Origin of the sequence: Bradyrhizobium liaoningense (assembly GCF_018130955.1) — a bacterium.
Taxonomy (GTDB): Bacteria; Pseudomonadota; Alphaproteobacteria; order Rhizobiales; family Xanthobacteraceae; genus Bradyrhizobium; species Bradyrhizobium liaoningense_C.
This window is the reverse complement of sequence record NZ_JAFCJM010000059.1, coordinates 31,176-43,446: the sequence shown is the minus strand read 5'-3', so window position 1 is coordinate 43,446 and position 12,271 is coordinate 31,176. Positions and strand designations below refer to the sequence as shown.

The 12,271-nt window shown below is 59.2% G+C and carries 12 protein-coding genes; all 12 read left to right on the top strand.

Annotated features, from left to right (window positions below):
* Positions 1-507: 507 nt before the first annotated feature.
* The 12 genes from JQ632_RS31605 (at position 508) to JQ632_RS31550 (ending at position 12,224) form a co-directional block, all read left to right on the top strand.
* Complete coding sequence (locus tag JQ632_RS31605; protein WP_212406567.1) at positions 508-717, top strand: hypothetical protein; 210 nt, start codon at positions 508-510, stop codon at positions 715-717.
* 98 nt (positions 718-815) lie between these two features.
* Positions 816-1,322: a prepilin peptidase gene (locus JQ632_RS31600; protein ID WP_212406566.1), complete on the top strand. Its 507-nt coding sequence runs from the start codon at positions 816-818 to the stop codon at positions 1,320-1,322.
* 1 nt (position 1,323) lies between these two features.
* The gene (cpaB, locus tag JQ632_RS31595; protein ID WP_212406565.1) at positions 1,324-2,280 is read left to right on the top strand and encodes a Flp pilus assembly protein CpaB; all 957 of its coding nucleotides are present in this window, start codon (positions 1,324-1,326) and stop codon (positions 2,278-2,280) included.
* Positions 2,280-3,482: an AAA family ATPase gene (locus JQ632_RS31590; RefSeq protein ID WP_212406564.1), complete on the top strand. Its 1,203-nt coding sequence runs from the start codon at positions 2,280-2,282 to the stop codon at positions 3,480-3,482. Before cpaB ends, JQ632_RS31590 begins: the two co-directional genes overlap by 1 nt.
* Positions 3,479-4,855 carry a CpaF family protein gene (locus tag JQ632_RS31585; protein ID WP_212406563.1) on the top strand — a complete coding sequence of 459 codons (1,377 nt, stop codon included), beginning with the start codon at positions 3,479-3,481 and terminating at the stop codon, positions 4,853-4,855. The genes JQ632_RS31590 and JQ632_RS31585 overlap by 4 nt, the downstream gene beginning before the upstream one ends.
* Positions 4,852-5,784, top strand: coding sequence for a type II secretion system F family protein (locus JQ632_RS31580; protein WP_212406562.1), 933 nt, complete (start codon positions 4,852-4,854; stop codon positions 5,782-5,784). Before JQ632_RS31585 ends, JQ632_RS31580 begins: the two co-directional genes overlap by 4 nt.
* On the top strand, positions 5,781-6,689 hold the full coding sequence (locus tag JQ632_RS31575) for a type II secretion system F family protein (protein WP_212406561.1): 909 nt from the start codon (positions 5,781-5,783) through the stop codon (positions 6,687-6,689). Before JQ632_RS31580 ends, JQ632_RS31575 begins: the two co-directional genes overlap by 4 nt.
* A gap of 2 nt (positions 6,690-6,691) precedes the next feature.
* A complete protein-coding gene (locus JQ632_RS31570; RefSeq protein WP_212406560.1) occupies positions 6,692-7,339 on the top strand; it encodes an isoprenylcysteine carboxylmethyltransferase family protein in 648 nt (215 codons plus the stop codon).
* Positions 7,340-7,872: 533 nt separating this feature from the next.
* On the top strand, positions 7,873-9,246 hold the full coding sequence (locus JQ632_RS31565) for a pilus assembly protein TadG-related protein (protein ID WP_212406559.1): 1,374 nt from the start codon (positions 7,873-7,875) through the stop codon (positions 9,244-9,246).
* Positions 9,246-9,662 carry a TadE family protein gene (locus tag JQ632_RS31560; RefSeq protein ID WP_249152678.1) on the top strand — a complete coding sequence of 139 codons (417 nt, stop codon included), beginning with the start codon at positions 9,246-9,248 and terminating at the stop codon, positions 9,660-9,662. The genes JQ632_RS31565 and JQ632_RS31560 overlap by 1 nt, the downstream gene beginning before the upstream one ends.
* Before the next feature lie 487 nt (positions 9,663-10,149).
* Positions 10,150-11,811 carry a type II and III secretion system protein family protein gene (locus JQ632_RS31555; RefSeq protein WP_212406557.1) on the top strand — a complete coding sequence of 554 codons (1,662 nt, stop codon included), beginning with the start codon at positions 10,150-10,152 and terminating at the stop codon, positions 11,809-11,811.
* 11 nt (positions 11,812-11,822) lie between these two features.
* Positions 11,823-12,224 carry a hypothetical protein gene (locus JQ632_RS31550; protein ID WP_212406556.1) on the top strand — a complete coding sequence of 134 codons (402 nt, stop codon included), beginning with the start codon at positions 11,823-11,825 and terminating at the stop codon, positions 12,222-12,224.
* Positions 12,225-12,271 lie beyond the last annotated feature (47 nt).

The window sequence follows — 12,271 nt, the reverse complement described above, 5'->3', positions numbered from 1 at the left end:
TGCAAATCACCCCGTGCCTTCACTTCCACGGAATCACAGGTCATTATTGCCGTCGAGAACAGTTTTTCAGCAGCCTGTTAGGTTGAACACGCGTCGGAACGGATGGACGACGATGCCCTGATACAGTGCCGGCCGGCTGCCTTCTAGACTAGGCTTCCAGTGCTTCCGATTTAATTTGATAGCCCTGCGGGCCTGGGTCGGTGGCTTCGAAGAATAATGTCGATTATTTATTCTCATGAGCCTTCCCGGTTTCTGCTGTGGTTTCGGAGTCCGCTATCCCCGTAGTTTTACGGAGATTTCTCTACCGTCTGTGGGGGCTCTCGGCTTGCCGGATCAAAATTAAATACACATAGAAAGGTTAATTTGAAAACAATTATACATTTAATATTGACTAGGATTGATATTTAATTAAGAGTTTACGGCGTGGCGGGTCGGGTCATCGCGTCCGCAGCCGCTGGAAGTTGCCGAGGTGCCTGCAAATTCATCTTGAAAGAAGGGATATCTCCTATGTTGAAGTATTACATCCAGACCAAGGAAGCGTTGAAGCGTTTGCGCGCCGACCAGGATGGTGTGGTGTCGTTCGAGTACATCATCGTCGCGGTTTGTATCATTGGCGCAGTGTCGGCGGTGTTCGGTGTTGGAGCTGGTGGTGCGATCGGGACGGCGCTGACGGGCGGGATCACTGCTATTACGACCGCTTTCACCGCGGCAGTTTGATACTGCCATCTGAGAGGGGGACATCGGAACGTGTCTCCCTCTTGAATGTGCTCCTTACATTTTAGTGTGCCTTCCACCTCTTTGAGGCATGCATTTCTATGGGCTGGGTTTCTTACATCGCCTCGATACTGGCAATCCTGTTGTTGCTGTATGTCGCAACGATCGACGTCGCGACGCGCTTGATCCGAAATGACATCTGTCTGGTGCTGGCGCTCCTCGGGATCGCTGGTCAACTTGCTAGCCCGATGCAGCTTGTCGAATCCCTGATTGCCACGACGATCCTGTTCTTGCTGCTGTTCGCGATCTATCAGCGCGGATGGATTGGCGGTGGCGACGTCAAGTTGCTGGTTGCTCTGTCGATTGGTTTGTCGCTGACAGGCGTGATTCAATTGTTGACGATAACGTCGTTGGCCGGCGGCGTTCTTGCCCTGGTGCATCTGATGATGCGCGTCCTGCCATATCCGAAGCTAGCGCCAGGCGGCTCGTCGCTCGCACGCCGCGTCTACTCGATCGAGCGGTGGCGCCACGTGCGACACGCCCCCCTACCTTTCGGCGTGGCCATAGCGTGCGGTGGCATTTGGGCCATCTTGAGCAAAGGATTTTGACATGTCATCCGCGTTGCGTCTCTCAATCATCTTTGTACTGTTGCTCGCAACCACTGCGCTCGGGCTGATTGCCTACAACATGAACCTGCCGAAACAGGTTCCGGTAACGGTCACGGAGCGGGGGCCGGCGCCTCCTTCGACTGTCGGGTATTTTGTTGCGGCACGTCCGCTATCGAAAGGTACATTGGCCCGCGAAGAAGATTTCGCAGTACGCTCGGTGCCGCCTGAACGTCTTCCAGCAGGGGCGATTCTTGAAACGCCCGACTCGAAGGTCGGACTTCCCGGCTCTCTGGTTCGAAAGTTCGTCGAGGCTGGCAGTCCGATCACCTTGCAGGACGTGTTGCGGCCGCGAGATCGGGGTTTCCTGGCCAGCGTCCTGGCACCGGATAGCCGTGCAATCAGCATCAGAGTGGACGAGGAGTCTGGCGTCGCGGGGCTGATCAGGCCGGGTGATTACGTTGATGTCTTATTGACCCAAGTGTTCGAGAAGGCTGATCCCGCGCGGCGGGCCCTGAGCGAAACCGTTCTGGGAAATGTTCGAGTCATTGCGATTGACCAGGAGATTGCGCAAGGCGGGCGAACCATAACCTCGGTGGTCGGCAAGCAAGCGCAAACTGTGTCGTTGGAGCTTGCGCCAGACCAGGTCAAGAAGATCACGGTCGCAAAGCAGATGGGAACGCTCTCCCTGGCCGTCCGGGCAGCAGTCGAGCAGTGGGATACGGCGGACACTGGCGCCATGTCCAGTTGCGATGTGTCGCCGGAGATTGCGCGCCAGAATGCAATTGCCGGCCGGACTGCGGCGATCGTCGTTCATGCTGGTGGTCAGGTCAAGCAATACTCGGTCAGGAAACAGGACTCAGGCGGCGCGGACTCGATGGTCAACTGCGATGGGTCGGAAGTTTCCCGCCGGGGTACTACGATGGTGGTTCAGGCAGGCAAGTTGCTGGAGAAACGTTGATGAGCGTTAACATTGCAGTCGTCAGTTCGCCTGAAGAAACGACATCCGTTGTAGCGCGCAACCGGATCGTCTGTTTCGTAAATGACGAGCTCAGTGCTGCGGCTCTGCGCAAGGGCCTCGAGGGCAGCAACATATCGATCAAGCGCGGCACGATCCGCAATGCCATACGGATGCTCGAGACCGACACCGACTTATTCGCGTTGGTGACGGACATCAGTGGAATCGATGATCCCTTCACCGAACTGGAAAGGCTGGCCGGCCTCTGCCCCCCCGATGTGCGGGTGGCTCTGATCGGTGAGAGCAGGGAGATCACCTTCTACCGCGCGCTTATGGAACTCGGCTTGACCGAGTACCTGCCGAGGCCGATCACGCGGGACATGGTGCTGGATCAGCTGCGCCCGAAGCTGCTTGGCGATGTGGCGCCGGGGCCGACCGACCGCGGCGGGCATGTGGTCTCGATCTGCGGTGCGCAGGGCGGTGCCGGCGCAACGAGTATCGCCATCAATCTCGCACTGCAGCTGGCCGAGACCACCAAGGCCAAGGTCGCGCTGCTCGACCTTCATCTGCAAGGCGGCGAAACAGCTGTCATGTTGGGTGTTCAGCCTGGACCGGGGCTACGCATCGCACTGGAGAACCCGATGCGGGCGGACACGTTATTCCTTGAGCGCGCGGCAATTGAGGTCAACGAGCGGGTTTGCCTGATTTCTGCCGATGAGGAACTGGATGCGCAGCTCGACATCACCGAAGCGGGCGTGAGGCACGTGCTGGGTCTATTGCGTCAGCGGTTCAACTACATCGTTGTCGATGTACCGGTACCGTTTCCGCCATCCATCCATCCGGTGATCACTCTTTCTCGTCACGTGCTGGTTCTGCTGGAAGCCGAGGTGACCGGACTTCGCAATGCCCATGCAGTGCGCACTGCTGTCACCAACATCGCCGGCAAGGATCGGGTCTTTACACTGCTCAACCGTGCCAATCGCCCCGGCGGCCTTCCCAGGGCCGCGGTTGTCAAGGCATTGGGCGCAGAACCAGACATGGTGGTACCCGATCTCGGCAAGGGGATGACCCAGGCGGTCAATCTCGGAATTCCAGCGCTGAAGCACGTGTCAGGACTGCGACGTCACCTCGCCCCGATCGTACGGGAGATCACGGGGCTCGGCGTCGAGCCGAAGGGACGGCTGAGGAGGCTGCTCGGATTATGAAGACCTTCGGTAGGCGCGACGACGATACGCCAACTCATTTGCCGGCATTGACGCCATTGCCTGCGTCGCCGCCGAGCCTGCCTGCAGCTGCGCCCAGGCACGAACCTTCGCCTCAGCGGCCCCTGGTGCCAGCCTCGCTCCGCGAGCGAGTGATCGAGCAGATTGAGCCGTCGGTTGCCGCGACCGTTTCGCGCGATGTCCTTCGGCGGCAGATCGAGGAAATCATTCACGGAATCGCCAACGAGGAACGGCTCGAACTGTCAGGTCGCGAGCAGCTTCAGCTGGCGGACGAGATTGCGGACGACATGACCGGCTACGGGCCGCTGCGTCCGCTTCTGCTGGATCAATCGATCAACGACATCATGATCAACGGACCGAGCAACGTTTATGTCGAACGAGCCGGCAAGCTCGAGCGGATCGCTGTGCGATTCCGCGACAATGATCACATTGCATCGGTGGCGCAGAAAATCGCCGCGCAAGTTGGGCGGCGCGTTGACGAGTCCAGTCCGATGGTGGATTGCCGCTTGCCCGATGGCAGCCGGGTCAACATCATTTTTCCGCCGCTGGCGATCCATAGCCCTTGCATTTCGATCCGAAAATTTCCAAGCCGCCGTTTGGACATCGCCGGGATGGTCGGAAACGGCTCAATGACTGCACCCATTGGACAATTGCTGGAGATTGCTGCCCGGTGTCGGCTCAATGTTCTGGTCTCCGGCGGCACCGGGTCCGGCAAGACGACGCTGCTCAACGCCATGAGCCAGTTCATCGATCACAGCGAACGCGTCGTCACCATCGAGGATGCGGCAGAGTTGCAGCTTCAGCAGCCGCACGTGATCAGCCTGGAGACCCGGCCTCCCAGCCTCGAAGGCACGGGGCAGGTGACACAACGCGATCTCTTGTGGAATGCCCTGCGCATGCGTCCTGACCGGATCGTCGTGGGCGAGGTGCGCGGGGCTGAAGCGTTTGACATGCTGCAAGCAATGAACACCGGCCATGATGGTTCGATCTCCACTGTCCATGCCAATAGCGCCCGCGATGCCCTGACCCGCATCGAGAACATGGTGCAGATGGGACAGGTGAATCTGCCGTCGCGAGCCATTCGCGCTCAGATCGTCGCTGCGCTGGATCTCATCGTGCAAGTCGAGCGCATGCGCGATGGACAACGTCGCATTATCCAGATCAGCGAGGTGATGGGGCTGGAAGGGGACGTGATCACCACCAATGACATCGCAGCCTTCGAGTACCAGGAGGAGGATGAGCATGGGCGGATATCGGGCACCTACAGGTGCACCCTTGTAGTCCCGAAATTCAAAAGCCGTCTGGTCTATTTCGGGCTTGACCGCGCTTGGGCCGAGGCCATGAGGCAAATATGATACCCGACTCCGCGATCGTCGCCGTTCTGGTGCTCGCGATGTGCGCAGCACTCAATTCGTTGTGGCTCGACCGCGGGGAGCGGCGCATGCATCGCCAGCTGGCGGTAGCTCTACCGGCTTCCCATCCGGCCAGCCTGCCATCCATTCGCCGGTCGGAGACCGCGTCACGGTCTCTGCTTCTTCACCGCTTTGCCAACTACAGGCCCGAGATGGTTCACGCCTTCCATCCGGCGTATGTGCTACTGGCGTCCGCCATTACAGCAGCTGCAATCTTCTATGCCAATCACCTGCTGGGATTTTCCATCCTCTACGGCTCTGTCGCGGCTGCAATTGCCGCCATAGTGGTCGTGCGAGGCCTGTTCGGATGGCAGCAACGTCGCTTCGCCAGTCAGCTTTTTCGGCAGCTGCCTGACGCGATCCAGCTGGTAACAAGTACGGTTCGATCGGGTCTTCCCGTGCACGAAGCATTTCGCACCATTGCGCGCGAGATGCCGCAACCAACGGCCGGGCAGTTTGCCATCGTATGCAGCGAAGTGAATCTGGGCAGGCCTCCAGAGGAAGCCGTCGAGGCCGTCTATCTGCGAACGCAAGTGGCAGAGTATGCGATGTTTGCAGTGACACTTGCAGTTCAGTTGAAGTCAGGCGGCAGCTTGGCCGAAACCTTGCAGACCCTGGGCGACACAGTGAGTCAGCGTGTTGCGCTGGCTGCTCGCGCCAAGGCGCTGGCGGGAGAAGTGATTTTCTCCTCGCGGGCACTTACGATCTCGCCCTTGATTGCCGGAGCGCTGCTATACGCGGCCAATCCGATGAATGTCGATCTGTTGTTCTCTGATCCGACTGGAAACAAGCTCCTGGCTTACGCCATAGCCTCAGTTCTGATCGGTCACTTCGTGATAAGTTGGATGGTCAGACGGGAAACAGAACTATGACTTTCGGTCTCAGTCTGGTGGCCCTCGCAGTAGCAGCCGGGACTGCGACCTGCTTGTTGATCATCCGCGAAATGCACGTTCGTGCATTGGACACGCGGGTGTCAAACGCCGTGATGGGTATCCCTTACCGGTCGGCACCTTTCAAAGACGTGACCAGTTGGTTTTCATGGCTCGGCATGCGGTATCGGCGCTTCTACGCCGAGGAAAATCTGGAACAATTGCGAACGATCCTTCATTCGTCAGGCTTCAATCATCATCGCACCTTGCCGATTTGGATCGGCATCAAGGTGGTCAGCATGTTCTTGTTTCCGGCGATTGCGCTGCTTCTTGCGCAGCTTTCGGGAAGAGCGCCTGCCGACGTGCTGGTCTTCACGCTCCTTGGCGTGGTGATCGGAATTATGGGGCCGCGATTGATTCTGTCGGTCATGAAGCGGCGTTTTGATGCCGCCATTCGGCTCGGCACGCCGGATATGATCGATTTGCTCGTCGTGTGCAGCGAAGCGGGAATGGGCATGGAGAGCGGGCTGGGACGTGTGGCGGACGAAATGAAGGAGACCAATCCGGCCATGGCCTGGGTACTGCACCGTCTCCTTGATGATCTCCGGATACTACCTAATCGCATCGACGCATTCGAGAATTTGGCATCGACCTCAGATGGTCTTCGTCGGTTCGGCACCATGATCAGCCAGAGCCTGCAATACGGAACGCCGTTGAGCCAGGCACTACGCAGTATCGCGATTGATCTGCGTCGGGAACGTATTACCAAGCTCGAAGAAAGAGCGCACAAGCTAGGCGCCAAGCTGACCATCCCGATGGTGCTGTTCCTGCTTCCAGCCATGTTCGTCATCATGGGAGGAAGTCCCGTTCTGCACCTCGTGCGTTCGTTCGCCAGCTTCGGAAAGTAGCCATGAGCACGATCGCGCTTTCGAAATACTGTTCTTACGATCGGATCATGCAGGTGTTTGGCAGCATGTGGTTCTTGTTGCTGGCTCTTTGCGTGGCCATCAAAATTGGGGCATCGCCTGCCGATCCCTGGCCGTCGCTTCTGTCGGGCTTTTGCCTTGCCATTTTCTACATGCTCCTTGCGCTGTTGATCATGACGAGGTCTCCGGCAAAGGCGCACGCAGACGGCTTGCTTCCAAGGATAGCGGCGTTCGTGGGCAGCTATTTGCCGTGGACGATCAGCTTCCTGGGCAAAACCGACGAAACGCTGCCAAACCTGGCATCAACAGCCTGCGTGCTGGTCGGCACGATCATGATGCTTGTCACCATCCGACATCTGGGCCGGTCGTTCAGTCTGGTACCACAGGCGCGTTCGGTGGTGCAGACCGGTCCGTATCGATGGATCAAGCACCCGCTCTATGTCGCAGAAGAGATCGTGGTCCTGGGCGTCGTGCTGCAATACCTGACACCGGTTACGGTGCTCGTACTGGTCCTGCATGTGGCCATCCAGGTATGCAGAATCCTTTACGAAGAAGACCTGCTTCGGCGCAATTGTCCTGAGTATTCCAGCTACGAAGCAACACGCTGGAGAGTGGTCCCTTATGTTTGGTGAGCGGCTATGCGTGGCCGGATTGTCATGGAGATGATTCAAATCGCCACTGCTGGGACTGCGCGATCGGAAGCGGTAGGCCTCGGTCGAGGCAGGTGCGCGTCTTGCAAAAAGTGTTTCATCGCGGATCAGCGCGGCGCCGTCGCGTTCGAGACAGTATTCGTTTACATTTTCTTGGTGACGTTCCTGCTGATGCCGCTCGCCGACGTAGCCGCCGCAGGCTTCCGGTTCATCTCTGCGTGGTCGGCTTTGCGCTCTTTCGGGCAGTATATTCAATACAAAAATCCGCCCGATCCGGCGAATCCGGGGGCCTGGGTGTCAGCGCTACAGACAACGGTCGCGGGACATACCATCGGCAACATTCAAGTTATGTGCGGAAGCACTGCCTGCAACTCCGGCAACCTTGGTTTGACTCCCAAGTACTTTACATTTTCGACAACTGTCACTTTGGCCCCGATTGTGTTGACGTCGGTGCTGTGTCCCAACAGTTGCACGTACACATTGCCCTACTCTGAACGCTTCCAGTAGGTGTTTCCATGCGTGATCTGCTCCGTTCCCAACGAGGCTCGGCCGCATTCGCAACAGTCATCGCGCTCGTGCCGCTCATCGGCGTGGTCGCACTCGGGGCGGAGGCAGGATCCTGGTACGTTACCAAGCAACACGCGCAGAATGCCGCCGACGCGGCGGCCTACTCGGGCGCGTTGCGGCTTGCGTGCACGAATGCCGGTGCGGTCTGCGACACATCTGTGGATTATCACGGCAAGGAATTCGCGGCACAGAACGCGTTCTGCAACGCCGGCGACACCGCCTATCCAGGCACCAACTGTGCGACCAGCCTTCCGGCCGGAATCTCGCGCGCCGTGCAGATCGATATCGGCAGCTACAGCGCGGGTGCGTTCACAACGCCGCCTCCAGGAGGAGGCGGCAACGCCGTTCGCGCCAGGGTCAGTCAGCAACAGCCCGCCTACTTGTCGGCAGTGCTGGGTTTGACGACCGTCAACATCCCCGCCCAAGCCATCGCTCTGGTCGATCTGCCGAGCAAGGTGTGCGCCTTGGCGCTTGGACCTGATCCGAACGCCGGCGGAGGGGCGCTCAAAATCGCGGGTAACGTCAGCAACAATGGAACTGGTTGCCCGGTGATGTCGGATGCCAGTGTTCAATTTGCGAGCACTTCCTCTTTCATCGGTCCGGGATGGGCCGTCCTTGGTGCAACTGGCTGTAGTCCAGCCAACACCTGCGCCAATCCCGGCGTAACGCACAACTACTTTATGCCATACGCCAACAATCCGCTTAGCAAATTGGACAGCAAATCGTTCAACAGCCTGACCTCGAGCGGGAGGCCAAACGATCTGGCATGCAGTGGTACGTTGACGCCCAATACCCCGCCGAGCAGCACTAACCTGTACCGCAACCTAACGTGCACGACCGGAAACACGGTCGACTTTTCGCCGGGCACGTACTTTTTCTACAATGGGACAATAAAATTTAATGGCGGAACCATCACCTGCAGTGCCTGCACACCCTGGCCACCCGCGGGCACGGGATTAGGCGTAACCCTCGTATTGCTCGGCGATTCGAGCATTTCCATCTCTGGCGGCGCTGTAGTTAACCTGTCCGCGCCCTACACCAACACCTTCTCTTCTGATCTGAACGGTGTTCTGATCGACGATCAGGCACCGAGCAAGGCCAGCAATAAAGTCAACATCACCGGTGGTAACGTTAAGTTGGGTGGTGCGATGTATTTCCCGCACGTCGACGTGACATGGAACGGAGCGACACAAAGTACGAATACGACCTGTTCACAAGTGATCGCCCAAACACTCACCATGGGCGGTGGCGGCTTCCTGAGCACGGATGGATGTAATCCGGCAACCGTCCCTTATACCCAAGTTGTCCGCTTGGTGCAGTGATGAGACAGCTCGACAATCGCGGCGTTGCGGCCTTCGAATTCATCCTCGTCTTCGTGTCGCTTTTCACATTGATCTTCGCCATCTTCGATCTCGGACGCTATGCAATCACGATGCAGTCCTTGCGAAAGCTCGCGAGCGCGGGCGCCCGCGCGGTCATGATCAATTGCTACACGCCTGCCTTGCTTCAGAGCCCGCCTTCGTCGCCGTCAAGCTGCACGGGCGATCCGATGTCGACTGTAGAGAAGCAGAACGCGGCGCCGTTCCTGTATTTCGGCGGCCTGACGCCGACGCTGAGCGTGGCGTCCGGCGGCAACAATTTGACCGTTACTGCTTCTCAAGCAGGCTTCACTATGCTGATGCCGATATGGGGCACGACACTCAATGCGCCGAGCGCGTCCACCAGCATTCCGTTCTAGCGGACATCCGCCTGATTGCGTCTGGATTGCCGGTAAGTGGGGAGGGCGCCTTGCGCGATCAGAGTTCCCGAGAATCGATGGACCTTGCCAGAGGGAAGGGCTGCGAGGCGCACCCCGGAGACGGCCGCGCTGCAGGAAAGTTCCATGTCGGAGATCAGGAAAGTTCCATGTAAGCACCCTAAAGTGGTGCTCGCTGGCAACATCGGAAAGGTTTCTCTATGTGTTGCGGCGGTGCGGTAAGTGTCTCGCCTTGCAAGGCGACGGCATCAGGGATGATGATCTCAGTCCGCACGGACGGCGACGCCGGGAACCGTCCGCTGCGAGCCGAAGCTGAAGTTATGCACGATGACATGCATTACGAAGGTAACGGAATTGTAGTGGGGCAGCCTGTACGTTCTAGGACGTGGGCAGGCCAAGGAGATTTGATAGGCGCCGGTGACGTTGCATTTGCGGGGATAGTCGCTGATCGCGGCGAAAGGGAAGCAAGATGGGTGGCGGTCGCGTTTGGGGTCGGGCGGGACGGAATCTTCTCTCGTCGAGCGTTTTAGCTTTTGGCGCCGGACTGGCGTTGCTTCAGACGGTTGATTGGGCGGGGGCTGCGGACCGGCGGTCTTCGTCAGGCGGCGGCGTCTTCGTCAGCGAAATGAACGACGTCCAGCGGGTCAAGGTGGTCGTCAACAAGTCCCGCACATTCAAGGTCGATACGGCTTTTGCGACGATTGTCGCTGGCTCGCCTGACATCGTGGACGTGAAGTCGCTCAGCGATCATCTGATCTACGTTCAGGGCAAGCAGACGGGCACCACCAACGTCATCCTGTTCGACAGTTCGATGAAGCAGATCGGGATCCTCGACGTCGAGGTCGTGATTGATACCGGCAATCTGCAGCAAAACATCCGGTCCAGCACCGGCATGCAGGGAATTCGCGTCTCGGCCTCCGAGGGACAGGTGGTGCTCAGCGGCACCGCCACCGACGCGGTTGCGGCGGAGCGCGCAATGGCGATCGCCACCAGCACGGTTGCGAAAGGCGGCACCGTCGTCAATGCGATGAGCGTCGCGGCGCCGCAACAGGTGATGCTGGAGGTGCGCTTTCTCGAGGTAACGCGGGAGGCCGGCCGCGACCTCGGCGTGAACCTGTACGCGGCGAATGCCAATGGAACCAACGTCGGGAATACGGGGCGTGGCAGTTTGAACACTGCGGCGGGCCGAAAACCGATTGGTGGCATTAACACCGCTAACGGTCCCCTCGGCGTTGGCGGGGGCGCTGTCGGTTCTCCTCCGACGGGCAGCCTTCCGCTACTCGGAACGGCGGGTACGCTCTTGGGGACTGCGGGCGGTGTGGCTCCTGTCCCGTTCGCAAGCTTGTTGACCAGCATCGTTCGAACCGCCAACGGGGGCTCGGTTGACCTGCTGATCTCCGCATTGGAAACGAAAGGATTGGCACGCCGGCTGGCGGAGCCAAACTTGACCACGCTTTCCGGGGACCCCGCCCGCTTCCTGGCCGGCGGGGAATTTCCAGTGCCGATACCAAACACGACCGCGACCGGCTTTCCGACCATCACGATCGACTACAAGAAGTTCGGTGTCGAGCTGGCCTTCGTCCCTACCGTTCTCTCGCGCGGCGTGATCAACCTTCGGGTTGAGCCGTCGGTCAGCGAGCTTGATTTCGCCAACGCGGTGACGATTCAGGGGACGACCGTTCCTGCGCTGACCCGCCGCGATGCCCGCACGACGGTCGAGCTGCGCGACGGCCAGAGTTTTGCAATCGCCGGCCTGCTGCAGACCCGCAATCGCCAGGACGTTTCGCAATTGCCATGGATCGGCTCGGTGCCGGTGCTCGGGACGCTGTTCAGCAGCAAGTCGTACCAGCAGGAGGAAACCGATCTGGTGATCATCGTGACGCCGCGCCTCGTCGCGCCGGCGGCACCCGGTCAGCAACTGGCGTCTCCGCTCGATTCACGCCTGCCGGCCAACGATGTCGATTTCTTCCTCAATGGCCAGATGGAAGTCCGCAAGCGTTACGATGACTACGTCAATTCCGGTGGTGAGGTGAAGGGTCCGTACGGACACATCATCGCTCCCGAGGTCAGGGCGCGCGTTCCGGCACCCGCCGCCGCGGCCGAGCAGCCGGTCGTAAAGACCCTCAACTAGAGGAGCGAGAGATGGCCATAAGGAATCTGGTTCTGTTCGCGCCCATCCTGCTCGGGGGATGTTACGGCCTCGCCGGTCATGACGAGGTGGACCGCTACTTCCAGCGTTCCGATACCATCACGATGAGCGCCGGCAACGCCAAAGAGGTCAACGCCGTCACACATACTATCCATCCCTGGCCGCGAAACGTCGGCGATCGCAGGATCGCGTACGACGCTCGGCGCGTCGGTGCCGCCGTCACACGCTATGGCAAGACACAACAGCCGGTGGATCAGCTTCCCGACATAGGCGATCCGACGAGGCAAATGGGCGTCCGGACGACGCCGACGCAGAACGTCAACATCGAAGGATTGGGAGCTGGTTCGACTGCTGGAGTTTCGGTGCCGGTCGGCGGACCAGCAGCTGGCAGGTAAGGGGCGAAAGGGCCGTAGCTTGAGTAATTTAGCGATGATATTTCCAT

What these genes read in the sequence shown, in the direction of transcription:
- JQ632_RS31585 (WP_212406563.1), top strand. Translation starts at nt 3,479, where the DNA reads ATGAAGACCTTCGGTAGGCGCGACGACGATACGCCAACTCATTTGCCG.
- JQ632_RS31570 (WP_212406560.1), top strand. Translation starts at nt 6,692, where the DNA reads ATGAGCACGATCGCGCTTTCGAAATACTGTTCTTACGATCGGATCATG.
- JQ632_RS31580 (WP_212406562.1), top strand. Translation starts at nt 4,852, where the DNA reads ATGATACCCGACTCCGCGATCGTCGCCGTTCTGGTGCTCGCGATGTGC.
- JQ632_RS31590 (WP_212406564.1), top strand. Translation starts at nt 2,280, where the DNA reads ATGAGCGTTAACATTGCAGTCGTCAGTTCGCCTGAAGAAACGACATCC.
- JQ632_RS31600 (WP_212406566.1), top strand. Translation starts at nt 816, where the DNA reads ATGGGCTGGGTTTCTTACATCGCCTCGATACTGGCAATCCTGTTGTTG.
- JQ632_RS31565 (WP_212406559.1), top strand. Translation starts at nt 7,873, where the DNA reads ATGCGTGATCTGCTCCGTTCCCAACGAGGCTCGGCCGCATTCGCAACA.
- JQ632_RS31550 (WP_212406556.1), top strand. Translation starts at nt 11,823, where the DNA reads ATGGCCATAAGGAATCTGGTTCTGTTCGCGCCCATCCTGCTCGGGGGA.
- JQ632_RS31575 (WP_212406561.1), top strand. Translation starts at nt 5,781, where the DNA reads ATGACTTTCGGTCTCAGTCTGGTGGCCCTCGCAGTAGCAGCCGGGACT.
- JQ632_RS31605 (WP_212406567.1), top strand. Translation starts at nt 508, where the DNA reads ATGTTGAAGTATTACATCCAGACCAAGGAAGCGTTGAAGCGTTTGCGC.
- JQ632_RS31560 (WP_249152678.1), top strand. Translation starts at nt 9,246, where the DNA reads ATGAGACAGCTCGACAATCGCGGCGTTGCGGCCTTCGAATTCATCCTC.
- cpaB (WP_212406565.1), top strand. Translation starts at nt 1,324, where the DNA reads ATGTCATCCGCGTTGCGTCTCTCAATCATCTTTGTACTGTTGCTCGCA.
- JQ632_RS31555 (WP_212406557.1), top strand. Translation starts at nt 10,150, where the DNA reads ATGGGTGGCGGTCGCGTTTGGGGTCGGGCGGGACGGAATCTTCTCTCG.